Origin of the sequence: Bradyrhizobium huanghuaihaiense, from assembly GCF_025200885.1 — a bacterium.
GTDB lineage: Bacteria > Pseudomonadota > Alphaproteobacteria > Rhizobiales > Xanthobacteraceae > Bradyrhizobium > Bradyrhizobium huanghuaihaiense.
This window is the reverse complement of sequence record NZ_CP104172.1, coordinates 2,579,333-2,602,122: the sequence shown is the minus strand read 5'-3', so window position 1 is coordinate 2,602,122 and position 22,790 is coordinate 2,579,333. Positions and strand designations below refer to the sequence as shown.

The following is a 22,790-nucleotide window of genomic DNA, read 5'->3' as shown; positions in this document are numbered from 1 at the left end:
CTTCACTCCTGTTGTTCGGCTGTGTCGCCGACATCCAGTCGAACGGGGCGCGCTCCAAACGACATCTTCAGGATAAATTATTTTCGAGAACGCGTGCGCGGCGATCTCGGCTTGACGGAACCGTCACAAATGCGCCATGCGTAACCCGTCAGTCGGCCGGACGGCCGCTCCGGCAGGTGCCGAAAGGCCGCCGGGGAGGAAAGTCCGGGCTCCCTTGACATGCGGTGCCGGATAACATCCGGCGGGGGCAACCCCAGGGAAAGTGCCACAGAGAACGAACCGCCCGCCTTCGCCCTTTGGGCTTCGGCGAGGCAGGCCCGCCGGGCTTGCCACGTCGTAGCAGCGCAAGCTGCGTAGACGGGTAAGGGTGAAAAGGTGCGGTAAGAGCGCACCGCGGCGCCGGCAACGGGGCCGGCATGGTAAACCCCACCGGGAGCAAAACCGAATAGGGACGGCGTAGCGGGCTGTTCGCGCAAGCGATAACGCCGCGGGGCGATGTCAGGCCCGCCGTCCGGGTAGGTTGCTCGAGGCCATGTGCAAACATGGTCCCAGAGGAATGGCCGTCACGTATCGTTCGCGCAAGCGGGCGGTGCCCTACAGAACCCGGCTTACAGGCCGGCTGATATTCTAAAGCGCTTTCGAGCGAAGTGGAGTTCCGGTTCGCGTCAAGAAAGCGCGTCTTAACTAGGAAGCAACGAGGGGTTCGATGCCAGCGCATCGGACCCCTCACCATTTTTGCCGATGTCATTCCGGGCTCAGTCCCCCGAGACGCCGGATATCTGCCTCCATAACGAAGTTTTCGTAAGCGCTGTCAGCGATCTTGAAATGCGTAGAGCCAACCTTCTTGAAGCCATGCCGCAGATAGAAGTCGATGGCCCGGCCATTCTCCGCGTTGACCTTCAGCCAGACACGTTCGCCACCGATGCTCCTGCAATGATCCATGGCACGCTGCAAAAGAGCGATGCCTCTTCCGCCCGACTGGTGCCTTGGTTGAACATACAGGGTCATGATTTCCAGCGGTGAGCAATTGGGCAGCGGCGGCGCAGCCATCGAGCAAACCGTCACGAAACCATCAATTCCTATCCGGTTCTCCGATACCCAGATCGACAGGTTTGGATCGCTAAGAGAGCTTCGAAGTCTTTGCGCCGTGAACTCTGCAAGAACGTAGTCCGCGAAAAATGAGCTCACTCCTTCCCGAAGATACGTGCTCAACCAGACTTCAATGCTCACCGCTGCCAGACTGGAGGCGTCCCGCTCTTCAGCTTTCCTGATCACATTGCACCGTCCAGCACCGCCATCAGCGCCTCCGGCGCCGTGACGTTCGGCGCGTGGCTCGCATCGAGCTCGAAATAGCGCCAGCCATCCTCGTTCTTCGCCCGCTGCGCAAACTGACCGAACACGTCGCCCGGCGGAATGCGCGTGCAAGAGATGTAGCTGCGCGGCATCGCCGGCTCGCCATGTTCGAGCCTCAAGCTGGTCTCGAAGCATTTGACCGGCATCGCCACACGGCGCGCGTCGAGCCAATCGAGATCGGTCTGCGGCGTATCCGGCGGCGGCGGGTTCGGCAGAATACGGTAGCCGTCGCCGGAGCTTGCTGCCTTGCGCATCGGCTCGCGCCCGGCCTCGTTGAGGTCGAACAGCGACTGGCCGTGACGCGGCACGAAGGCATCGAGATAGATCAGCTGCGTCACGCGCTCGCGCGCGCGGTCGGCGACGCCGGTTGCGACCATGCCGCCATAGCTGTGGCCGAGCAGCACGATGTCGTTGAGGTCCTCGAAGGCGATGACGTTGAGGATGTCCTGGATATGCGTCTCGAGGTCGATCGCGGGATTGGCCAGATGCGCGCGCTCACCGAGACCGGTGTAAGTCGGCGCCACCAGGCGATGGCCCGCCTGCGCCATCAGCGGATGCATCTTCTTCCAGGCCCATCCGCCCGACCACGCGCCATGACAGAGCAGGAAAGTTTTCGCGCGTGCGGCCATCGGCGTTTCCATCGTTCTTGTTTGTACGATGGAGTGTAACGGCCGCGCGCGCGATGTAAACGCCGCCGCCGCGTTAGGCCGCGCGCGTATTCACTTTTGCGAGGACGAGCGCACCGGCCTCGCGCCGCAGCTTGCTCGCCTCGAAGCCATGCATGCCGAGCTGCCATTGCAGGCCGACGATGGCGCCCTTGGTCGGTTGCAGCAGCGCGAGCGAGGCGAACAGCGTCACCGGCAGCCACACCGCCAATTGCAGCCAGATCGGCGGCGCGTAGGCGGTCTCGATTGCGAGGATCGCAGGCACGACGAGGTGACCGACCACGACCATCACCAGATAGGCGGGAAAATCATCGGCGCGCTGATGGAACAGTTCTTCGCCGCAATGATCGCAAGCCTCGGCGACTTTCAGGAAGCGTCCGAACATATGTCCTTCGCCGCAGTTCGGGCACTTGCCCAAGAAGCCGCGCCACATCGCCTTCGCCAGAGAGATTGAACCGGTCGCCATGACCACACCTCTTCCTTTTTGATGATCCATACAATAATCTCTTGTATCCATACATTCAAAGAATATGGGCCTGAATTGCATGGACTGGACCCCTACAATCTCGGAGCTGAGCGGGCCGCGCTACCAGCGCATCGTCGACGCCATGGAGGCCGACATCGCCGCAGGCCGGCTGGTGCGCGGCCAGCAGTTGCCGACACAGCGCGCGCTGGCAAAGGCGCTCGGCATCGACCTCACCACAGTGACGCGCGCCTACACCGAGGCGCGGCGCCGCGGCATCATGGAGGCCCGGGTCGGACAGGGATCGTTCGTGTCGGAGACCAGCGCGCGACGCGCGGTCGACCTGCCGCATCCGGTCGCGATCGACCTCTCGATGAACGTGCCGCCGCATCCGCTCGAAGCGCAGCTCGACGAGCGCATCATCGCCGGGATGGAAGCCCTCCGCGCCCAATCGGGCCTGACCGCGTTCCTGAACTACCAGCCGCCCGGCGGCAGCGCGCATGAGCGCGAGGTCGCGGCGCGCTGGATGCGTACACGCGTCCCGCACGCGCACGCCGACCGGCTCGTGATCTTTCCCGGCGCGCAGACGATCCTGTTCAACCTGCTCGCCCATCTCACGCGGCCCGGCGACGTCGTGCTGACCGAAGCGCTCACCTTCCCCGGCATCAAGGCCGCCGCCGCGCGGCTCGGCGTCAGGCTCGTCGGCGTCGCCATGGATGACGGCGGCATCCTGCCTGATGCGCTGGCAAAGGCCTGCCGCACGCACAGGCCGAAGGCCGTCTACCTCATTCCGACGCTGCATAATCCGACCACCGCGACGCTTCTCCCCGAGCGGCGCAGCGCCATTGCGAAGATCCTCCGCGATGCCGATACGATTCTGATCGAGGACGACGCCTACGGGCTGCTCGATCGCGCGGCTTCGCCGATCGCGAACCTCATCCCGGAGCGGACTTATCTTGCAACCACGCTGTCAAAATGCATCGCGCCGGCGCTGCGCGTTGCTTATCTGATGACGCCCGACAACGCTGCGCAGCAAGAGATGCGCGCCTCCTTGCAAGCGACGGTGCAGATGCCAGCACCGCTGATGGTCGCTCTGGTGACGCACTGGATCGAGAGCGGCATTGCCGATCGCATCATCACCGCCATTCGCAACGAGGCGGTCGGCCGCCAGCAACTCGCGCAGCGGGCACTGAAGGGATTCGAGTTCCTGGCCAAACCCGCCGCCCATCATTTGTGGCTACGATTGCCGGAGAGCCGGCCCGATGTCGCGGCCTATCTGCTGCGCAATGGCCTCGCGATCGTCGCCGGCGATGCCTTCACCGTGGACGGAACACCGCCGCATGCGGCGCGCGTCTCGCTCGGCGCAGCGCGTAACAGGGCGGAATTGACCGAGGCGCTGCGCATCCTGGTCGGCGCGCTACACAAGCCCGCCGACACCAGGCAGATCGTCTAAACTCTTCTTATTGATGGTGACGACGGTGGCGTGGACGAACGACAGGCGCAACGGCTGCGGGATAAGCCGCGTAGGCCTCGCTCGGGACCACCGTCTCGCCACGTGCCGCGCGCCCCGCGGGCGTGAGCTGGCCGCCATTGAGCACATCGCGGTCGGGATGCGCGGCCTGATAGGCGGCAGGCTCTGATAATTGCGCCTGCGCCAATGTCGGCGTCAGGGCGGCGGCCGACAACAATGCGGCCGCAACGGCAATGTTCACGCGGGTCATGATCACGCTCCATCATCTCGTCAGGGACGGTGCGGCGTGACGCCCGGCAGGCCCCCAGGATTAAAGTACAGGCGTCATGTAGGAGCCGCTTCGGCGAACGCTCGCCCTTGACCCGCCCTTGCGGATCACGCTTGCGTGCGGTTTTGAAATTGACCTTCCCGGCCGCATCTGTGCTATGCGCCAGATGACGATCAAAAGCGGCGATCGAAGCTCGGCATCGCCGCTAACAACAGGAAATGATTGGTGGAAACGTCCACTTACGCGCTGCTGCTGTTCGGCGCGCTGGCCGGCGGCTTCGTCTCGGGCCTTGCCGGATTCGGCACGGCGCTGATGGCGCTCGGGATCTGGCTCTACGTCCTGCCGCCCTCGCTCGCGGTGCCGCTGGTGCTGATCTGCTCGGTGATCGCACAGACCTCGACGCTGCCGTCGATGTGGAAGAGTTTTGATCTTTCGCTGGTGTGGCCGTTCCTGATCGGAGGACTGATGGGCGTACCGCTTGGGATCATGATGGTCGCCTCCGCGGATCCGAAAGTCTTCAAGCTGAGCGTCGGCGTGCTGATCCTGATCTTTTCGAGCGCGCTCTACCTGAACAAGAGACCGCTCGCCTTCAAGTTCGGCGGCCGGATCGCGGACGGCGCGATCGGTTTTGCCGGCGGCATTCTGGGCGGGCTTGCCGGACTGTCCGGGCCGCTGCCGATCCTGTGGGCGAACATCCGCGGCTGGAACAAGCACGAGCGGCGCGGCATCTTCCAGCTCTTCAATTTCACGGTGCTCGCGACCGCGCTGGTGTTGCAGACCGCGTCCGGCCTCGTCGCCCTCAAGGTGGTCTGGCTCGCTGCTGTCGCCTTTCCGGGCACGCTGATCGGAGCCTGGGCCGGCGCGCGCGTCTACCACGCGCTGAACGACAAGCATTTTGGCGATGTCGTGCTCGGCCTCCTGTTTCTGTCGGGCCTCACACTCGTCTGGAACAGCGTTGGCGCGCACTGACGCGCACGCCAACACAACAATCAGCCGTCGCTACGCCGGTGCACGCGCGGGAGGCGCTTCAGGCTCAGCCTCCATCTGCGCCGGAACCTCGGGAGGCCGCAATGGCGCCAGGCGCTTGCCGAACTCGCGGTATAGCAACCACACGCTCAGCGCGGCCTGAAGCGTCGTTGTCGCGATCGACAGATACCAGACATGCTCCATCCGAAACCCCGGCCACGTCGAGAGCCAGATCGACGGCAGGGAATAGGTGAGGACCCGCATTGCCGAGGTCACCAGCACGGGCTTGGTGTTGCCGAGCCCCTGGAACATGCTGGAGGTGGTGAAAATCAGCCCCTGCGCCACCATGTTGAACGAGACAATGCGCAGGAAGAGCGACGCAACTGCCATCGTCTCCCGATCATTCGAGAAGCCGGCCAGCAACAGACCTGGCGCGAGCTGCGCGAGGATCAGGAAGACAATCATCACGGCGGTCGCGACAAGCGCCGCCTTGACAAAGGTCTCCCGCACGCGCGCACCATTGCCGGCGCCGAAATTCTGGCCGGCGATGGGCCCCGCAGCCAGCGCGACGGCGAGCGCCGGCATCTGGATCAGGCCGAGGAGACGCGTGCCGATACCAAATCCGGCCTGCGCCGCCGGGCCGAAAACGCTCAGCACATAATAGCCTACGGCCATGATGATGAAGACCATCACGAACTCGCCGCCGGCGGGCAAGCCGACATTGAGGATTCTCTTCCACTGCCGAAGCTGAGGCCGCCATTGCGCGGGATGAAAGGCGACGTAACGCTCCAGCTTCAGGAAATACGCGAGCAGCATCAGCACGCCGATGAACACCGCAATCGAGCTTGCGAGGCCGGCCCCGGCGACGCCGAGCGGATGCCCGGTGCCCCAACCCGAGATCAGGATCGGCGCCAGCGCAATGTTGATGCCCACGGCGAGCGCCTGCACCAGCATGCTCGGCCGCACGATGCCGGTCGCCCGCAACGCGGACGCCATCACTTGCGTCGCGAATTGCAGCGCCAGTGCCGGCGTGAACCAAAGCAGATAGACGGTGCCGGCTTCGACCGTTGCCTCGTCGGCCGCGACCGCGCGCATATAGGGACGCGACAGCACGAAACCCGCAACCAGTGTCAGCAGCCCGAACAGAACCGACAGGACGACCGACTGGTTGAACACCAGATTGGCATCGCCACGGTCCTTGCGGCCCACGGCATGCGCTATCAACGCAACTGTACCGACGCCGAGCACCTGCATCAGGGCATTGACGAGAAAGCCGGCGTTGCCGGCCGCGGCGACGCCCGCGATCGCAGCCTCGCCCAGACTCGAGACGAAGTAGAGGTCGACGAGCTGGCAGATCATGATCGTGATCATGCCGACTACGATCGGCGGCGCCATGCTCAGGATGTGGCCCACGATGGAGCCGCGCGTCAGGTCTTTCATGTCAGTCCATCCCTGCCCTAAATCCTTCGCCGCCTACGGACGCTCTCCTTCGTCCGCAGGCCGCGCCTCACTCCGCCGCCGCGATATGTCCAAGCTCCACCACCTGGCGCTCGAATAGGCCGCGATAGATGCCTCCCGGCTTGCCCGCGAGCAGGGCATGCGTGCCCTGCTCGACGATCTCGCCGCGGTCGAACACCAGGATCCGATCGAGACTTCGCACCGTCGACAGCCGGTGCGCGATCACGATCGAGGTGCGGCCTTTCATCAGCCGTTCCATCGCCTGCTGGATCAGCGCCTCCGATTCCGAATCGAGGCTCGACGTCGCCTCGTCCAGTATCAGCACCGGCGCATCCGCCAGGAATGCGCGCGCCAGCGCCACGCGCTGCCGCTCGCCGCCCGACAGCTTCACGCCGCGCTCGCCGACGAGCGTGCCGTAGCCCTTAGGCAGGCGCAGGATGAAGTCGTGCGCATTGGCGAGCCGCGCCGCCTGCTCGATCGCCTCGATGCTGGCGCCGGGCCGGCCATAGGCGATGTTCTCGGCGAGCGAGCGGTGAAACAGGATCGGCTCCTGCTGCACGATCGCGATCTGGCTGCGCAGCGATTGCTGCGTCGCCAGCGCGATGTCCTGCCCGTCGATCAGCACGCGACCATCGGTGACGTCGTAGAGCCGCTGCACCAGCTTGACGAAGGTGGTCTTGCCGGAGCCGGAGCGGCCCACGAGACCGACGCGTTCGCCGGCACGGATCGTGAGCGACAAGCCGTCATACAGCGGCGCGCGATGGCCGCCATAATGGAACGTGACGTCGTCGAACACGATCTCGCCGCCCTCGATCGCGATCGGCCGGGCGCCCGCGGCATCGACAATCCCGATCGGCTCGTCATGGATCGCCACCAGCTCGTCCATGTCGTTCACCGCGCGCTGCAGATTGTTGATGTGCATACCCACGTCGCGCAAATAGGCGTGGATGACGTAGTAACTCGTCAGCACATAGGTGACGTCGCCGGGCGAGGCATGCCCCGAGATCCACAGCAGCACCGAGCCTCCGATTACCGAGGCGCGCAAGGCCAGCAGCAGCGCGAGCTGCGCCATGGCCGTGTAATTGTAGCGGAACCAGGTCCGCCGCACCCGCGCGCGCCAGCGGTTGATGACGCGGGCGAGCCGCGCATCCTCCCGCGCTTCCGCGCCGAAGGATTTCACCACCGCGTTGCAGGTCAGGGCGTCCGCCAGCGTGCCGCCGACCTTGGTGTCCCAGGCATTGGAGACGCGCGCGGCCGGCGCGATGTACCGGGTCGAGAACAGCACGGTGATAGCGACGTAAAAGAGCGCTCCCACCGCGATCACCGCGCCGAGCGACGCCCAGTGCAGGCCGATCAGGACCACAGAGCCCATCAGCACCAGCAAGGACGGCGCCAACGCCATCAGGATGGTGTCGTTGAGCAGGTCGAGCGCCCACATGCCGCGCGTGACCTTGCGCACGGTGGAGCCGGCGAAGGCGTTGGCGTGCCAGTCGGTCGAGAAACGCTGCACGCGCATGAACGCGTCCTGCGCCACCTCCGTCATGGTCTTCAGCGTGAACGGCACGATCGCCTGGAGACCGATCAGCCTGAGCACCATGGAGGCTGCACCGAGCGCCACGATGGCGCCGAATGCGACCAGCGCGGCGTGGCGCGCATCGGGGTCGGACGAGCCGCGCGTCAGCGCATCAACCAATTGTCCGGAGAAGACCGGCATGAACAGGTCGGCGACGGTCGCGCCCAACAGGCCGCCGGCGACGACCAGCGTACGCCCCGGCTGCTTCAGCCAGTGCTTGAACACGAAGGGCAGCACCACGCGTATCGCCGCGGGCTTCTTTGATAGAACGGTCATGACATCATCCGGCCGCTTTTGGCGCGGGCCGGCTCCATCGATGGACGCAAGTCGGCCGCAAGGGCCGGGACGGCGTCACGTAAGACTGATATTGACTTGGGAAGAGGAGCGATCGGGACGAAGCGCCCAATCGAATCTGGCGGAGGAGGCCTCTAACAGGCCGCGTACATACCGAACCAGGAGATCATCGAGCGCGGGCGTACGATCTGCGAGTGCGACGAAATCATGCAAATCTCCCCGGTTCGAATGAATGAGGTGCGCTTTATAGATGTGCCGTGGGAGATTTGCAACGGGGCCCACGCGAGATCACGGATGAGTGTTGCAATTTGGTCCGGGGCGCCTTGGTGAGCGTCGCCCTCGCCTCAAATCTCCGCTGTCATGCCCCGGTTTGACCGGGGCATCCAGTACGCCGCGGCGGATGTGGTGAGAGCGAGATCTCCAACGCAGGCCTCTGGAATACTGGATCGCCCGGTCGAGGCCGGGCGATGACACCGATTGTGTGTCCCGATTAATGCGCGTCGCCACCGCCGGCCAGCGAGGCCGGCTTGTTCAGCAGCGTCACCAGCAGGCTGAGGCCGAGATAGAACACCGTCAGCACGAAGAAGGCATCGCCAAAGCTCATCACCACGGCCTGGCGGTGCACGATCTGGCTGAGCTGCTTCATCGCCATCAGCGCGGAATCGCCGAGCCCCTGGAACTTCTGCTGGAGCATGGTCAGGGTCTCGGTCGCGGTCGCATTGCCCCAGGTCACGCGCTCCTGCAGGCGCGTGATGTGCAAATCGGTGCGGTCGTTCAGCACCGTGTTGATGACGGCAAGGCCGACCGCGCCGCCGAGATTGCGCATCAAATTGAACAGGCCGCTCGCGTTCTTCACCCGGTCAGGCGCCAGCGTGCCGAGCGCGATGTTGTTGGTCGGCACCATCGCGAACATCATGCCGACGCCGCGCAGGATCTGCGGCACCAGCAGCTCGTAGAAATCGTAGTCGCGCGTGATCCAGGTCATCTGGTACGAGCCGATCGCGAACACGACGAGGCCGAACGCGATCATGTAGCGCATGTCGATCTTGACCATGAGCCGGCCGACCAGCGGGGCGACCAGGAACATGGTGATGCCCGAGACGAACATGGTCTCGCCGATCATCAGCGCGCTGTAGCCGCGCACCTCGGCGAGATAGCGCGGATAGATGTAGGTCAGGCCGTAGAGGCCGATGCCAATGCAGAACTGCAAGACGCAGCCGACCGCGAAATTGCGGTTGGAGAAGGTGCGCAAATTGACGATCGGCTCGGCCGCCGTGAACACGCGCCAGAAGAAGGCGATCGCCGAGATGGCGCAGATCCAGGCGCAGATCGCCACCGACGTGTCCTGCATCCATTCATATTGCGGACCTTCCTCCAGCACATATTCCAGCGTGCCGAGGAAGCCGGCCATGAACAGCAGGCCCCACCAGTCGAAGCGCTGGAGCAGCTCGAAATGCGGCTCGTCGAAATCGACCAGCGCCAGCACGCCCAGCGTGATGCCGATGCCGGGCACGACGTTGATGAAGAACAGCCAGTTCCACGACATCAGGTCGGTGATGTAGCCGCCGACCGTCGGCCCGATCGTGGGAGCCAGGGTCGCGACAAGCCCGATGATGGGACCGACGATGTGGAATTTCGTGCGCGGGAACACGGTGTAGGCCGAGGCGAACACGGTCGGGATCATGCCGGCGCCGAGGAAGCCCTGCAGTGCGCGCCAGAGGATCATCTCCTCGATCGTCGTCGCAAAGCCGCAGAGCAGGCTCGAGGCGGTGAAGCCGGCCGCCGAGATCGCGAACAGCAGCCGCGTGCCGAAGGCGCGCGACAGGAAGCCCGACAGCGGAATCGCGATCACCTCGGCGATCAGATAGGCGGTCTGAACCCAGGAAACTTCGCTGGAGCTCGCCGACAGGCCGGCCTGGATTTCGCTGAGAGACGCCGAGACGATCTGGATGTCCAGGATCGACATGAACATCCCGAACACCATGATGATGAACGCGAACAGCCGCTTCGGCGCGATGCGCTCCGAAGCGGGGTTCGCCATCATGGCGGGTGAAGCGGTCGTGGCGTTGGCCATGGTCTGACCTCGCAGCGCTCGGGTTATGCTACTGCGGATGGATCATGGTGGGATCGTCGAGATCGACCTCGCTGTCGGCGTCGGCCGCGCCCTTGTTGGTGTCGACAGTGGCGTAGACCGACATGCCGGCGCGGAGCAGGTTCTGCTTGGCCACCGACTTCGGCACGCGGATGCGGACCGGCACGCGCTGCACGATCTTGGTGAAATTGCCGGTGGCGTTGTCGGGCGGCAGCAGCGTGAACACCGAGCCTGCGCCCGCCGCGATGCTGTCGACCACGCCGGAGAACTTGCGCATGCCGTAGGCATCGACCTTGATCGTCACCGGTTGGCCGGGACGGATGCGCTTGAGCTGCGTCTCCTTGAAGTTGGCGTCGATATAGACCTCGTCGAGCGGGACGACGTTGCCGAGCCGCTGGCCGACCGCGACGAAGTCGCCAGCGTTGACGAGGCGGTTGGAGAACGTGCCGCTGACCGGCGCGCGCACCGCGGTGAAGGCGAGGTCGCGCTCGGCCTTGGCGAGCGAGGTCTTGAACTCGGCGAGCTGAGCCTGCGCTTCGGCCTGCTGCGCCTTGGCGACATCCACATTGCTGACCGCGACGTCGTAGGCGGCCTGCGCGGCCTTGACGGCGGCGGCGCCCTGGTCGCGTCCGGCTTCCGAGCTCTCGAAGGTGGCGCGCGAGGCAAAGCCCTTGCTGCTCAGCGCCTGCTGGCGCTCATAGTCGAGGTCGGCGCGCTTGAGACCCGCTTCGGCCGAGACGAGCTGCGCCTTGGCCTGCGCGACCTGGCTGTCGAGAGCTGCGACCTGGCGGCCGATGCGATCGATCGTCGCCTGCTGGGTCGCGATCTTGGTTGCTGCGGCATCGACCGCGATCTTGTAGTCGCCGTCGTCGATGCGGAGGATGATGTCGCCGGCGCGCACCGTCGTGTTGTCGCCGGCAAGGATCGAGGAGATGTGGCCGGCAACGCGCGCGCCCAGCATGGTGTTGTTGGCGCGCACATAGGCATCGTCGGTCGAGATGTAGAAGCGGCCGACCAGCGTGTAATAGCCGGCATAGCTCGCGGCCGCGAGCGCCAGCACGAGACCGACACCCATCAGCACGAATTTGCGCTTGCCGGGTTTCGGCGCGCCGGCAGCGGGCGCGTCCGGCGCTGGGGCCGGTTTGTCCGTTACGGGGGTCTCGGGCGCCTCGCTGCGGCGCTTGGTTTCCTCGGCCACATGGGAGCGCAACTGCTCGGCAAGGGCTGCGGGCGTCTCGGCCGCAGCCGCATCGTTCGCCGACATCGTCTCCACCGTTTCCTGGCGAATGACCCGCGCAGCCTGATCTCTCGATACGGCCATAAAGGCCTCCCCAAAAAAAGCGCGACCAGGGACCGCCGCCTCGCGGCCTGTTCCCTCTCGCTCATTTCCAAATATCATTGACCGAACCGTTCGGTCAATATAGATAATATTACCGGGCCGGGACCCTACTGGCCCGAATCCTTTATTTGCGTTTCATAGGTCGGCACCTCGCCCAGAAACCTTCCGAGACCCTGAACCAATGGTTGTAGCTGCCGGCGAACATCTGCACGTCATCCAGGAGGAGGACAGCTCCAAGCGCCGCCAGATCCTCGACGGCGCCCGCAAGGTGTTCATGGATCTCGGTTTCGACGGCGCCAGCATGGGCGAGATCGCGCGCGCCGCGCAGGTCTCCAAGGGCACGCTCTACGTCTACTTCGCCGACAAATGCGCGCTGTTCGAAGCCATCCTCGAGCAGGAAGCGCTCCAGCACGGCCAGGTCGTGTTCAATTTCGATCCGGTGCGCGATGCCGAGACCACGCTGAAGGAGTTCGGCCGGGCCTACATCCACCTGCTGTGCCGCCCCGGCGGCGGATCAGCGATCCGCACCGTGATGGCGATCGCCGAGCGCATGCCCGATGTCGGCCGCCGCTACTATGCGCGGGTGCTGGACAAGACCATCAACCGCCTCTCCGACTATCTCAAGATCCATGTCGCCTCCGGCGATCTCAGGATCGACGATTGCGACCTCGCAGCGTCGCAGTTCATGGAGCTGTGCAAGGCCTCGCTGTTCCTGCCCTTCGTGTTCCAGGCCGCGCCCGCACCGTCGGAAGAGCGCATGACCGAAGTGGTCGACAGCGCGACGCGGATGTTCCTGGCGGCGTACCGGGCGAAGTAGCGGCAAGCGGGCCGCGCGTTGCGCGGGCCCGTCTCACGGCACTATATTTGAGCCATGTCCCGTGATCTTCGCCCGCCTGTCGATATCCTCCATTACGAGATCGTCCAGGAACAAGCTTCGGCGCTTGGACGGATGGGCCGCACGCTCGAACAGGCGCTGGCGCGTTTGCGCGAGTTCGACGCCGCCCACGCCGCCACGCCGACTGCGGCCTCGACGCAGCCGGCGAGGCGCGAGCTGGTGTTGGAAGCCGGCCAGGCGCTGTGGATGTTCGTGGTGCAGCGTGAGGCGACCGGCCTGCGCGACAGCCGCCACATCATGCGCACCTACAACGTCCCGGCCGAGGTGCAGCGCTGCATGGGGCTGGCCCCTGCACCGTCGAAGCAGGGATCGAAATGATTTTGCCGCGTCCGCCCGTAGCCCGCATGAGCGAAGCGACATGCGGGAACACCGTGCCCGGATCGCTTCGCTCATCCGGGCTACGCGACCGTTAATCGTCCGCGTACTCGTCCTCTTCCTGCTTCCGCGTGCTCTTGCGCGTACCGAGCGAGCCGGTGACATAGGGATCGCGCCTGCCCGCGTAGGGATTGCGCTGCTGGGCGCGGCCCGCGACCTCTTCGCCTGAGACCGCGGCGGGCTGGCAGATCAGGCGGCGGCTGGCGCGGCGCATCAGATCGACGTGGATGTGATCGTAGTGATAGACGTTCGACCCCGGCGCCAGCACCGTGGTGAAATGCGCGCACGCGCCCGACTGCACGTCGCGCAGAAAGCCCTGCTCTTCCGGCATGCCGCGCCAGCCGTCCTTCACGGTGACGCGGCGGCCGTCGGCGAGCACGAAGGCGGAGATGTCGAGTGCGTTGCCGAAGGCGTGCTCGGAGATGTGGGCATGCGAATTGCCGTTCATGCCGCGGCAGGAATAGGCCGAGATCTGCTTGATCTCGGCAACGCGGACGCCGAACCAGCGCATCGCCGAGGGCTGCACGGTGTCGGCGAGCCAGCGGTCGAGTTCCGACACGATCGGACAGGCGAGCGTCGCGGTCGGCTTGATCGCGACGGGGCCGACGGCGGTGACGGGATTGCCCTGCGCCGGACCAAGGCGCGGCAGCGGCTGCTGTGCCGGCGCTTGTGAATAAGGCGCGGGACCGGGCTGCCGCGCCGGATAGCTCGGCGCATTCATGTAGCGCGCTGCGCCCGCGGCATCGGTGCCCTCGGGCGGCAGATCGATCTCGTCTTCCTGCGGTGCGACGCCGGGCGCGTTGAGCGACATCGGGCCGGAGGATCCACCATAGCCCGAGGGCTGGCGCACCGCGCTCTCGGGATAGTTCGGCCGCTGCGGATAGGACGATGCCGGATAATTCTGGCTCTGCGGATAATTCGACTGCGGCTGCACCGGCCAGCGCGGCTGGTTGCCGATGCTGCCGGGCGGGCGCAACGTCTCGTCGGCAAAGCCGTAGCTGCTGGAGGCCTCGCCAATGGCGGCGACTTTCAGCGGATACTCGGCGCCGCACATGCCGGGCCCCGAGATCGGGTCGATGCGGACGATGTCCGCGCTCTCCTTGACCGCGCCGGATTTCAGGCATGCGGCTTCCGCCTCGGCCCGCCATGGTTCACGTTCGGCCTGGAAGAAGCCGCGTCCGCAACCCGCTAGCGAAACAAGGACGATGGAGCCGACGAGATACAAACGAACTCCGCGCGTCATGGACGCACGTTCGGTGAATTTACTTAAAGACTCTTCAACACGTTGATTTCGGTGTTCTTTAACCATAGCGGGCGCGGCAGTGCGGACTGCTGACGATGACGAGCGACAGCGAGGCTGACTTTTTCGAAAAGAGACTTTCTGTTAACCATAAGGACTGCGCGCCAGGCAGCGCGCATGGAGGGACGACCTCATGACGTTCGCCGGGAGACTGAGCGTAGTCACCGCGTACCTCGCCATGGCCTTCGTCGGCGCCATCGTGCTCGGCATGATCTAGCGCATCAGTCCGACCACACCACAGGCTGGCTTGCCCTCTTCCCTCCCTCAGGGAAGAGGGCGCGTGCGCGCGTCGACATAGCTACGACCGCACGTCCCACTGCCGCGACGTCGTGACCATCTTCTCCTGCTGCTCTTCAACGCGCGTCCAGTCGTTGCCCGAGCACCAGAAGCGGCCAATCACGCAGGCCTCGACATGAAGCGTGCCGGAGCTCAGCGTGATCTTCCCGTAATAGGTGCTCCCGCTGGAGCGGCTGTAGATGCTGCCGGTCCAGACGTCGTGCGATTTCGGCTTCATGTTGACGAGCACGCTCTCGCCCCGGCTCGACGTCTCGGTGAGCGCATAGCCGCACAGCGCAGGGCCGCAGCGCTCGATGCGAACCGTGCTCTTGGCACCTAGGCTCTCCCACTCACCCAGCGGCAAATAGGTGGCCTCGCCGTCGCTACGCTTCGCGATCGCTGTGCCCTGCTTGCTCTCGGGCCTCGAGGCAAGCACCGGCGCCTCAACTCTTGATGCCTCGAGTCTTGGCGCCGATGGCGGCACAACGGGCTGCGACGTCGTCGCGGCAAGGACGGGAGCGGTCGATGCCGGTGATGGCGCGACCACAATCGGCTGCGGCGGCCGGATCGGGACGGCCGGAGTGACCGGCTGCGGTGCCTGAACAATCGGCGCGGGCGCAGGCGACGGGGCCGGTATCGTGTTGGCCTCTTCCCGCGGCCGAAGACTGCGGCTGGACACCGAAACACAGGCGGCGGATCGGCAATTCCTGGGCGCCTCGATATGGAACCGGTGACCGCCGATCGAGAAGGCGTAGGAACCGGCCTGGGCCGCGGGCGCCATCGCTGTCAGTACGATCGATAGGCCAAGCGAAGTCGCAAGCCGCTGCATCGGCGCCTCCAGTCGTGTCGCGACGAGGTTACGCAGGACGAGCCGGGGCTGAATGTGCGCTGCCTCACCCAGACGCGCGCGAGCCGTTGTGACGTCCGTCACGGAAGGCGGGACCGGCCCGGCATAGGGTCGAACCACGCTTCATCCACCAGCGACTTCAGTCCATCTCGGGACCGCGCCATTTCGGAGGTTGTCATGAACAAGCTCACCATCGCCGCCACCGCGCTCTTCCTCGCTTCGACCGCCGCTGCGCATGCCGGCAATTCGATCTCGTTCCAGATCGAGGGCCAGCACATCCGCATCGAAACACCGCGCAACTGCGCCTCGCTCGATTGCGTCACCATCGTTGCGCCGGGCCTGTCGGACAAGCCGATCAAGCTGAACAACATCAACCTGAAGGGCCTCGGCGGCTCCAAGGATGATGACGTCGACACCACGCCGGCTCCGGCCACGGCCACCCAGCCCGCGCCGGCCCCGGTGCAGCAGCAGCCCGTGCAGCAGGCGCCGGTTCAGGCGACCGCACCGGCCGCTCCCGTTGTTGCTCCCGCCGGGCCCGCGCCGACCGTTGCCGCCGCTCCGGCCGCCACCTACGACAACACGGCCCAGCCCGCGCCTGTCGCGGCTCCCGCTGCGGCTGCGCCGGTCGCAGTCGCTCCCGCACCGGCTCCCGTTGCCGCCGCGCCCGTGGCCGCCCCGAACTCGCCGATCGGCGTGTGGGCGACCGAGGAGAACAAGGGCAATGTCCGCGTCGAGCAGTGCGGCGCCAATCTCTGCGGCTATGCCCAGAAGACCAACGAGCGCATCCTGATCAACATGAAGCCCGATGGTGCGAAGTGGAGCGGCCGCATCCACGATCCCGACTCCGGCCGCAACTACGACTCCACGATCGCGATGAAAGGCCCGAATGCGATGCGCGTGCAGGGCTGCGCCTTCGGCGGCATGTTCTGCGGCGGCCAGACCTGGAAGCGCGTGAGCTGACGCGCGGAGCGCGTCATCCCGGGGCGATGCGAAGCATCGAACCCGGGATCTCGCGCGGCAGACTCCCACTACAATTTCGAGATTCCGGGTTCGCGCTATCGCGCGCCCCGGAATGACGAGCAACGGGGCGCCACGTCCCTCGCAGGACGTGGCTCTTGAGCATTCCCCCCATGCGACGTTCATCCGCCATTCAGCCTCATACGGCTGATATCGGCCGATCTCGCCTCGCGTTCTCACCGGGACATCCTCGTGACTTCAATGGTGGCTTGGCGCCGCTCCGTGTTCGCGCTCGTGCTGCTGGCCTTGCCGGCCGCCGACAGCAGCGTGGCTTTCGCATCCGATGCAATCGAGCTTGCGCAGGCTCAGCCACAGGCACAGCCGACGCCCACTCCGTCACCGACGCCATCAGCTTCACCGACACCGGCGGCAGATGCGCAATCCGCCACCGTCGAGCCGATCGGCAACGTCGCGACGGCGACAGGGATCGCGACCGTGATCCGCGACAAGAATTCCTATCCGCTGCGGGTGCGCGACGACATCTATCTCAACGACGTCGTGCAGACCTCGTCGAACTCCTCGCTCGGCATCACCTTCAACGACGCGACCACGTTCAACCTTTCGGCCAGCGCCAGGATCACCATCGACAATTACGTCTATGAGGACGGCGGCAAGCAGAACTCGGCGATCTTCGACGTCGGCAAGGGCACCGTCGCCTTCGTTGCGGCTGCGGTGGCGAAGACCGGCGACATGAAGATCGCGACGCCGACCGCGACGCTCGGCATCCGCGGCACCACGGGCGTCGTCGACGTGCCCGAGAACGCTGCAGCCGGCGCTGCGAACAACGTCAACATCAAGCTCTATCCCGACGCCGACGGCCGGGTTGGCCACATCGAGGTCAACGACCGCAGCAGCGGCACACGGATTGGCGCGCTGACGCAAGCCGCGAGTGGCTTCGCGATCCGGCCTGGCCCAGCCGTTGCCGGCGTGATGCGCTTTGCCGCCGTGCCGATCACGATTCCAGCGCAGCAGATCGCGCGCGACCGCGGCTTCGTCAGCCAGGTGCATCTGGCCCAGACCACGGGCCGGCAGATCGTGACCGAGCAGCGCGACTTCCGCCGCGCCAATCCGGCCGCGATCAGTCGCATTCCGCGGCCGGCGCAGCCGCCGCAGCAGCAGCAATTGCGGCCGACGACGGCGCCGGGCCAACAGCGGCCGAACGGCCAGCCCGGCCAGAACAACCGTCCGGGCCAGCAGCAGCCGGGCACGCCGGGCCGGCAAGGAACACAGCAAGGCGCCCAGCCGCCGCAGCGGCAGGGCCAGGGACAACAAGGCGGCGCGGTGCAGTCGGGTGGCCAGCGCGCGGGTCAGGGTCAGCAGCAACGTGGCCAGCAACAGGGCGCAGGGCGTCCAGGTGCACCGCGCGCTGGAGAAGTCACGCCGCCCAATCGCACGCCGCAAACCCGGCCCCAGCGCGGTGGACAGATTCCACCCGGAGGAGTCGTGCCGCCGCATGCGGGCGGACCACAGCAGCCCGGCGCACAACCGCAAACGCCGCGCACCGGCGTGCAGCCCGGCCAGCCGCCCGCGGCTCAACAGCCGGGCGGCGTGCAGCGGCAGGGCGGCTTCCAGCAGCGCGTCCCAGCCGCACAACGCCCCGCAGCGCCGCGCAAGCCGGCGCCCGCTCCGAAGGAGAAGGAGCGGCGGTGACCTTTGAGCAACCAGCGACATAGGTAACGGTTCAGTGCGGCGACGACTTCCGCAACGATGGTGCGAGTGAAGCGCTTCTCTGTTTCCTCTTCGTCATTGCGAGCGCAGCGAAGCAATCCAGAATCTTTCCGCGGAGGGACTCTGGATTGCTTCGCTGCGCTCGCAATGACGGCTTGGAGAGAGCTGAGGCTCTGCAGGCATACTAGCTCGCGGAGACTGACTCACCGCAAGCTAGGTGGCGTGAAAAGGCCTCACGCCTCGCCGCGCAGCCAGGCCTTCACCTTCTGCAACAGGCCATGTCGCAGCTCCTCGACAGACGCCGCTTCCGCCGGTGTCAGCGTCTGCAAGGCGGCATCGATATCGTCGGCCGCCAGCGATGGCGCGGGCGATGCTGCCAGTCCCGCCGCCGCGAGCGCAATCGGGCCGATCTGAGTCAGGAACGCGCGCTCATATTCGCGCGACAGGCGGGCGATCGCATCGTCCAGCGTCAGCCAGTCGACCGCCTTGATGTCGTTCATCAGCTTGCGAACCTGACCGCCGTCGGCCTCCATCCGCCAGAAGTGCACGACTTTTGAGCGGCCGCCGGACTGGTAGACCAGCGTGCCCAAAAATTCGTGGATGGCGACGTCGTGGCCGGTCTCCTCCAGCACCTCGCGGTGCGCCGCTTCCTTCGGCGTTTCGCCGTCGTCGAGCTTGCCCTTGGGCAGGACCCATTCATTGCGCTTGCGCTGGCGCACGACCGCAACCAGCGGCGGCGCGCCACGCCGCAGCACAATACCACCCGCCGCCATCACCGGCGCCCGCGCCATCGCTCACATCCAGTATCGTCGTCCCCGAAAGACGATATAGGCGGCCGGCGCGGCGGATTGAAGGCTACTTTCTTCTGAGCAGCGCTTGACCGGCGCGAATGCGCGTGCCTTCGGCGATGCCATCGCAGAAGGTAAAATCGCCGGGCGCGAGGATGATGATGGTCGAGCCGTGCTCGAACCAGCCCAGCTCCTCGCCCTTGCTCACCTTGACGTCGCAGGGAAAGTTGACCGGCCCGCGCGTCTGCGCGTTCAACACCATGTCGAGGAAGTGCAGGCGGATGCTCGCGACCAGGATCGCCGCCACCGGCACCAGCGTCACGGCTTCGCCGGTCGAAAGATGCGTGCGGATCACCGCGCGCTCGTTCTTGCAGAACAGACGCTCGACCCGCTTCAAGGCAATCGGGTTGACGTTCCAGACATCGCCATGGATCAGCGTGACACGCTCGATATGCGCGTCATAGGGCGCGTGGAAGCGATGATACATGCTCGAGGTCAGCCGCAGCGTGACGAAGGAGCCGTTGCGGTGCTGCTCGACCAGCGCGGAGTCACCAAGCAAGTCCAGCAGCGAATAGGGCGCGCCCTTGACCTGGAACAGCTCGGTGTCGGCGATCTTCCCGTGCGCACCGACGATGCCGTCGGATGGGCTGGCGACAATGGATGGGTCGAGATCAAAGGGACGCAGGCCCGGCTTGAGCTCCCGGGTGAAGCAGTCGTGCAGGCTCTTGAAATGGGTCTTGCGCGCCTCCGACAAATCGAGGTCGGAGAACAGCTTCCACAGCGCGATCGAAAAGTCCCGCACGAGGGGATTCTCGATCTTGGAGAACCAGCCCATGAAGCGGGTCAGCGCCGCGCGCGGGATGCGGTTGGTCAACAGGAAGTTGAGGTCTTCCTGCTGGGTGAAAGAGGCGATGAGGGCTTTGACTGTCATGAATCTGTCAGCTCACAGTATTAGCGCTTGTTGTCATGGAAACGACACTCCCGATTCTCTCGATGTCCGTGGCCGCCGCAGCTTCTGCTGCCGCCGTCCTCCCGAAGATCAAGGCGCGGGTCGAATTGTCCCGCGCCAAGCACCGGTCGCTCGCCGGGCACTCCAAGATGTCGCGCCGGGTGGCAAAGCTGCTCCCGTTCTACGAGTTCGAGGGCGACAAGTACTTCGGATGTGACGGCGCGCCCGCGAACATCGTGGCCCAGCGCAAGGACGCCTTCTTCCGGCTCGCAGCTCTCTACGCCGAGCGCTACCCCAGGGGTCGCGCGATGACGAAGGAAGCGGCGGAGACGATCTCCGACCTGAACTTCACCGAGAGCTACCGCGTGCCGTTCCAGTTCTCGCGCCTCGTGCGTGAGCACCTGGGCACCTCGACCTTCATGGAGTCCTCGAGCGGCGTCACCGTCACCGATGTCGACGGCAACACCTCCTACGACCTGACGGGGTCCTACGGCGTCAACATCTTCGGCAACGACTTCTACAAGGAGTGCATCGAGGGCTCGGAGAAGCGGGCGCATGCGCTGGGTCCCGTGCTCGGCCCCTATCATCCCGTGATCCTCGAGAACGTGCAGCGGCTCTGCCAGATCTCGGGCCTCGACGAAGTCTCGTTCCACATGTCTGGCACCGAGGCCGTGATGCAGGCGGTGCGGCTGGCGCGCTACCACACCAAGCGCACGCATCTGGTCCGCTTCGCCGGTGCCTATCACGGCTGGTGGGGTGACGTGCAGCCCGGCGTCGGCAACCCGATTCCCGCGCACGAGACCTACACCCTCTCCGAGATGTCGGAGAAGACGCTGCATGTTCTGAAGACGCGCAAGGATATCGCCTGTGTGCTGGTCAACCCGCTGCAGGGCCTGCATCCCAACAGCAACGCGCCCGGCGATTCCTCGCTGGTCGATTCCTCCCGCGGCGGCAATTTCGATCGCGCCGCCTACACGGAATGGCTGAAGAAGCTGCGCGAGGTCTGCGACCAGCGCGGCATCGTCCTGATCTTCGACGAGGTCTTTGTCGGCTTCCGCCTCGCCGCCGGCGGCGCCCAGGAATATTTCGGCGTCAAGGCCGACATGGTGACCTACGGCAAGAGCCTCGCCGGCGGTCTGCCGGTCGGCGTGGTCTGCGGCAGACGCGAGCTGATGCGCCGCTTCCGCGACGACCGCCCCGCCGACATCTGCTTCGCCCGCGGCACCTTCAACTCGCATCCCTACGTCATGACGGCGATGGACGAGTTCCTGAGCCGGCTCGCCAGCCCGAATTTTCGCGCTGTCTATGACGGGCTGGAGGAAACCTGGAACGGCCGCGTCAAGAAGCTCAACCAGATGATGGAGAGCGCCGACCTGCCGGTGCGGTTCGCCAACTTCTCCTCGATCTGGACGGTGAAATACACCACGCCGTCCCGCTACAACTGGATGCTGCAATATTACCTGCGCGCCGAAGGCCTGGCGCTGAGCTGGGTCGGCACCGGCCGCCTGATCTTCAGCCTCAACTACACCGACGCCGACTTCACCGAAGTCGCCGAACGCTTCGTCCGCGCCGGCGAGAAGATGAAAGCCGACGGCTTCTGGTGGCACGACGGCGTGCTGACCAACAAGCAGATCAAGCGGCAGATTCTGAAAGAGATGCTGGCCAAGCGCTTTGGGCGCTGAGGCTGGTTCCCTCCACATAATCACAGTCATTCCGGGGCGATGCGAAGCATCGAACTCCGGTGCGCAATCGCGCTCCTGAGAATCTCGAGATTCCGGGTTCGGCTCTTCGAGCCGCCCCGGAATGACGGCGTGTGCGGCGAGGCCCACAGCATTCGCAGCCCCCCAGACGTGGATGCCCGGGACAAGCCCGGGCATGACGTAACCATCAGACATCGGAGTGTGTCGTATGCGCCGCGCGCTCAGGCGTGCTGCTCTTCGAGCACGGGCTCATCGATGAATCCCAGCGTGTGCTCGGGGTTGAGGTGCAGGCCGGGGTCCATCAGCTCGCCGCGCATCAAAGCGAGCGGCGCGCCGCGATAGAGCATCAGGTCGTGGAACGGGTCGGTCAGGATCTTGGTCATCCAGACGAGCCCGGTCTCGACGTCGCGGATGAAGAACAGGTGCACGGTCCGGAACAGAAGGCCGCCGCCGCCGACCACGAGCCAGATCTTGGCAACCTGACGCATGAAGTCGGTCGCGCTCGCCCAGGGGGTGAAGAGGCCGAACAGCGTCGGATCGGCGAACAAGACCAGCGGCGAGAGCGCCCAGATCGCCATCAGCACCACCTTGCGCTGCAGGTTATAGCCGACCTTGATCTCTTCCTTGTACTCGTGCGTCGCCTGGTTGATGTGGTCGTAGGTGTGCGGCTCGAAGAAGAAGTGACCGGCCTGGCGCGAGGTCATCGATACCAGCCAACCGACCAGCGCGGAGACCACGGGATCGATGAACAGCCAGACATAGGCGAAGAGGAAGCTCAGCGCGCTGACGAAGTGCAGGCTCTGATTGATGCGGCTATGGTGATAGTAGCGATGGTCGTCCCAGCGCTGGATCCGCAGCTGCTCGAGATAATTCTTGATCATGCTCTCCCCCAAAATGCTTTCGGGTACGGGATTTACAGGGATTCGATGTAGGCCGTATGACATCATCATTTTGTCATGTGACGATGTGCAGCGGCGCGATGACGCACGTGAACGCGTGAGCGGCGGATCGTGCCGCCGCTCTTACGCAGGCT

General features: G+C 65.3%; 20 protein-coding genes and 1 other RNA gene. 8 read left to right on the top strand and 13 right to left on the bottom strand.

Annotated features, from left to right (window positions below):
* The first annotated feature begins 148 nt into the window (after positions 1-148).
* Positions 149-627: RNase P RNA component class A (gene rnpB, locus N2603_RS12340), an RNA gene on the top strand.
* A gap of 117 nt (positions 628-744) precedes the next feature.
* On the opposite strand, the gene N2603_RS12335 is transcribed toward rnpB, so the two are convergent.
* From N2603_RS12335 to N2603_RS12325, 3 genes are all read right to left on the bottom strand, one after another.
* Positions 745-1,275, bottom strand: coding sequence for a GNAT family N-acetyltransferase (locus N2603_RS12335; RefSeq protein ID WP_260388968.1), 531 nt, complete (start codon positions 1,273-1,275; stop codon positions 745-747).
* A complete protein-coding gene (locus N2603_RS12330) occupies positions 1,272-1,982 on the bottom strand; it encodes an alpha/beta fold hydrolase (protein ID WP_260388967.1) in 711 nt (236 codons plus the stop codon). Before N2603_RS12330 ends, N2603_RS12335 begins: the two co-directional genes overlap by 4 nt.
* 73 nt (positions 1,983-2,055) lie before the next feature.
* Entirely contained in the window at positions 2,056-2,484 is a 429-nt protein-coding gene (locus tag N2603_RS12325) for a DUF983 domain-containing protein (protein ID WP_260388966.1), read from the bottom strand.
* Between the two features lie 79 nt (positions 2,485-2,563).
* On the opposite strand from N2603_RS12325, the gene N2603_RS12320 reads away from it, so the two are divergent.
* Positions 2,564-3,934, top strand: coding sequence for an aminotransferase-like domain-containing protein (locus N2603_RS12320; RefSeq protein WP_260388964.1), 1,371 nt, complete (start codon positions 2,564-2,566; stop codon positions 3,932-3,934).
* Positions 3,935-3,941: 7 nt separating this feature from the next.
* Here N2603_RS12320 and N2603_RS12315 read toward each other — a convergent pair whose 3' ends face one another.
* Positions 3,942-4,202 carry a hypothetical protein gene (locus N2603_RS12315; protein WP_260388963.1) on the bottom strand — a complete coding sequence of 87 codons (261 nt, stop codon included), beginning with the start codon at positions 4,200-4,202 and terminating at the stop codon, positions 3,942-3,944.
* Between the two features lie 243 nt (positions 4,203-4,445).
* Between N2603_RS12315 and N2603_RS12310 the strand changes: the two genes are divergently transcribed.
* Positions 4,446-5,189, top strand: a complete 744-nt coding sequence (locus tag N2603_RS12310) for a sulfite exporter TauE/SafE family protein (protein ID WP_026311699.1) — start codon at positions 4,446-4,448, stop codon at positions 5,187-5,189.
* A 30-nt stretch (positions 5,190-5,219) separates the two neighbouring features.
* Here N2603_RS12310 and N2603_RS12305 read toward each other — a convergent pair whose 3' ends face one another.
* From N2603_RS12305 to N2603_RS12290, 4 genes are all read right to left on the bottom strand, one after another.
* Entirely contained in the window at positions 5,220-6,626 is a 1,407-nt protein-coding gene (locus N2603_RS12305) for an MATE family efflux transporter (RefSeq protein WP_260388962.1), read from the bottom strand.
* A 67-nt stretch (positions 6,627-6,693) separates the two neighbouring features.
* Complete coding sequence (locus N2603_RS12300; RefSeq protein ID WP_260388961.1) at positions 6,694-8,493, bottom strand: ABC transporter ATP-binding protein; 1,800 nt, start codon at positions 8,491-8,493, stop codon at positions 6,694-6,696.
* Positions 8,494-9,001: 508 nt separating this feature from the next.
* Complete coding sequence (locus N2603_RS12295; protein ID WP_260388960.1) at positions 9,002-10,585, bottom strand: DHA2 family efflux MFS transporter permease subunit; 1,584 nt, start codon at positions 10,583-10,585, stop codon at positions 9,002-9,004.
* 28 nt (positions 10,586-10,613) lie between these two features.
* Positions 10,614-11,924: an HlyD family secretion protein gene (locus N2603_RS12290; protein ID WP_260388959.1), complete on the bottom strand. Its 1,311-nt coding sequence runs from the start codon at positions 11,922-11,924 to the stop codon at positions 10,614-10,616.
* A gap of 199 nt (positions 11,925-12,123) precedes the next feature.
* Between N2603_RS12290 and N2603_RS12285 the strand changes: the two genes are divergently transcribed.
* Together N2603_RS12285 and N2603_RS12280 are read left to right on the top strand one after the other, a co-directional pair.
* Positions 12,124-12,759, top strand: coding sequence for a TetR/AcrR family transcriptional regulator (locus N2603_RS12285; protein ID WP_018640959.1), 636 nt, complete (start codon positions 12,124-12,126; stop codon positions 12,757-12,759).
* A gap of 54 nt (positions 12,760-12,813) precedes the next feature.
* Positions 12,814-13,155 (top strand): DUF6665 family protein, encoded by a 342-nt coding sequence (locus N2603_RS12280; protein WP_018640960.1) that lies wholly within the window; start codon positions 12,814-12,816, stop codon positions 13,153-13,155.
* A gap of 91 nt (positions 13,156-13,246) precedes the next feature.
* On the opposite strand, the gene N2603_RS12275 is transcribed toward N2603_RS12280, so the two are convergent.
* Together N2603_RS12275 and N2603_RS12270 are read right to left on the bottom strand one after the other, a co-directional pair.
* Positions 13,247-14,455 carry an extensin-like domain-containing protein gene (locus N2603_RS12275; RefSeq protein WP_260388955.1) on the bottom strand — a complete coding sequence of 403 codons (1,209 nt, stop codon included), beginning with the start codon at positions 14,453-14,455 and terminating at the stop codon, positions 13,247-13,249.
* Positions 14,456-14,810: 355 nt separating this feature from the next.
* On the bottom strand, positions 14,811-15,617 hold the full coding sequence (locus N2603_RS12270) for a DUF2147 domain-containing protein (protein ID WP_260388953.1): 807 nt from the start codon (positions 15,615-15,617) through the stop codon (positions 14,811-14,813).
* 195 nt (positions 15,618-15,812) lie between these two features.
* Here N2603_RS12270 and N2603_RS12265 point away from each other — a divergent pair, with 195 nt between their 5' ends.
* Both N2603_RS12265 and N2603_RS12260 read left to right on the top strand, forming a co-directional pair.
* The gene (locus N2603_RS12265; protein WP_260388952.1) at positions 15,813-16,595 is read left to right on the top strand and encodes a DUF2147 domain-containing protein; all 783 of its coding nucleotides are present in this window, start codon (positions 15,813-15,815) and stop codon (positions 16,593-16,595) included.
* 258 nt (positions 16,596-16,853) lie between these two features.
* Positions 16,854-18,302, top strand: coding sequence for a FecR domain-containing protein (locus tag N2603_RS12260; protein ID WP_260424185.1), 1,449 nt, complete (start codon positions 16,854-16,856; stop codon positions 18,300-18,302).
* Between the two features lie 251 nt (positions 18,303-18,553).
* Here the strand turns inward: N2603_RS12260 and N2603_RS12255 are convergent, their stop codons facing one another.
* Together N2603_RS12255 and asd are read right to left on the bottom strand one after the other, a co-directional pair.
* Positions 18,554-19,111, bottom strand: coding sequence for an NUDIX hydrolase (locus tag N2603_RS12255; RefSeq protein ID WP_260388951.1), 558 nt, complete (start codon positions 19,109-19,111; stop codon positions 18,554-18,556).
* 64 nt (positions 19,112-19,175) lie between these two features.
* On the bottom strand, positions 19,176-20,039 hold the full coding sequence (gene asd / locus N2603_RS12250) for an archaetidylserine decarboxylase (RefSeq protein ID WP_018640967.1): 864 nt from the start codon (positions 20,037-20,039) through the stop codon (positions 19,176-19,178).
* A gap of 35 nt (positions 20,040-20,074) precedes the next feature.
* On the opposite strand from asd, the gene N2603_RS12245 reads away from it, so the two are divergent.
* Complete coding sequence (locus tag N2603_RS12245; protein ID WP_260388950.1) at positions 20,075-21,739, top strand: aminotransferase class III-fold pyridoxal phosphate-dependent enzyme; 1,665 nt, start codon at positions 20,075-20,077, stop codon at positions 21,737-21,739.
* A gap of 239 nt (positions 21,740-21,978) precedes the next feature.
* Here the strand turns inward: N2603_RS12245 and N2603_RS12240 are convergent, their stop codons facing one another.
* Positions 21,979-22,638 carry a hypothetical protein gene (locus N2603_RS12240; RefSeq protein WP_260388948.1) on the bottom strand — a complete coding sequence of 220 codons (660 nt, stop codon included), beginning with the start codon at positions 22,636-22,638 and terminating at the stop codon, positions 21,979-21,981.
* Positions 22,639-22,790 lie beyond the last annotated feature (152 nt).

Excerpts from the sequence above, each read along its gene's own strand:
- N2603_RS12330 (WP_260388967.1), bottom strand. The coding sequence starts at position 1,982 with ATGGCCGCACGCGCGAAAACTTTCCTGCTCTGTCATGGCGCGTGGTCG.
- N2603_RS12325 (WP_260388966.1), bottom strand. The coding sequence starts at position 2,484 with ATGGCGACCGGTTCAATCTCTCTGGCGAAGGCGATGTGGCGCGGCTTC.
- N2603_RS12320 (WP_260388964.1), top strand. The coding sequence starts at position 2,564 with ATGGACTGGACCCCTACAATCTCGGAGCTGAGCGGGCCGCGCTACCAG.
- N2603_RS12315 (WP_260388963.1), bottom strand. The coding sequence starts at position 4,202 with ATGACCCGCGTGAACATTGCCGTTGCGGCCGCATTGTTGTCGGCCGCC.
- N2603_RS12305 (WP_260388962.1), bottom strand. The coding sequence starts at position 6,626 with ATGAAAGACCTGACGCGCGGCTCCATCGTGGGCCACATCCTGAGCATG.
- N2603_RS12300 (WP_260388961.1), bottom strand. The coding sequence starts at position 8,493 with ATGACCGTTCTATCAAAGAAGCCCGCGGCGATACGCGTGGTGCTGCCC.
- N2603_RS12295 (WP_260388960.1), bottom strand. The coding sequence starts at position 10,585 with ATGGCCAACGCCACGACCGCTTCACCCGCCATGATGGCGAACCCCGCT.
- N2603_RS12290 (WP_260388959.1), bottom strand. The coding sequence starts at position 11,924 with ATGGCCGTATCGAGAGATCAGGCTGCGCGGGTCATTCGCCAGGAAACG.
- N2603_RS12285 (WP_018640959.1), top strand. The coding sequence starts at position 12,124 with ATGGTTGTAGCTGCCGGCGAACATCTGCACGTCATCCAGGAGGAGGAC.
- N2603_RS12280 (WP_018640960.1), top strand. The coding sequence starts at position 12,814 with ATGTCCCGTGATCTTCGCCCGCCTGTCGATATCCTCCATTACGAGATC.
- N2603_RS12275 (WP_260388955.1), bottom strand. The coding sequence starts at position 14,455 with ATGACGCGCGGAGTTCGTTTGTATCTCGTCGGCTCCATCGTCCTTGTT.
- N2603_RS12270 (WP_260388953.1), bottom strand. The coding sequence starts at position 15,617 with ATGCAGCGGCTTGCGACTTCGCTTGGCCTATCGATCGTACTGACAGCG.
- N2603_RS12265 (WP_260388952.1), top strand. The coding sequence starts at position 15,813 with ATGAACAAGCTCACCATCGCCGCCACCGCGCTCTTCCTCGCTTCGACC.
- N2603_RS12260 (WP_260424185.1), top strand. The coding sequence starts at position 16,854 with ATGGTGGCTTGGCGCCGCTCCGTGTTCGCGCTCGTGCTGCTGGCCTTG.
- N2603_RS12255 (WP_260388951.1), bottom strand. The coding sequence starts at position 19,111 with ATGGCGCGGGCGCCGGTGATGGCGGCGGGTGGTATTGTGCTGCGGCGT.
- asd (WP_018640967.1), bottom strand. The coding sequence starts at position 20,039 with ATGACAGTCAAAGCCCTCATCGCCTCTTTCACCCAGCAGGAAGACCTC.
- N2603_RS12245 (WP_260388950.1), top strand. The coding sequence starts at position 20,075 with ATGGAAACGACACTCCCGATTCTCTCGATGTCCGTGGCCGCCGCAGCT.
- N2603_RS12240 (WP_260388948.1), bottom strand. The coding sequence starts at position 22,638 with ATGATCAAGAATTATCTCGAGCAGCTGCGGATCCAGCGCTGGGACGAC.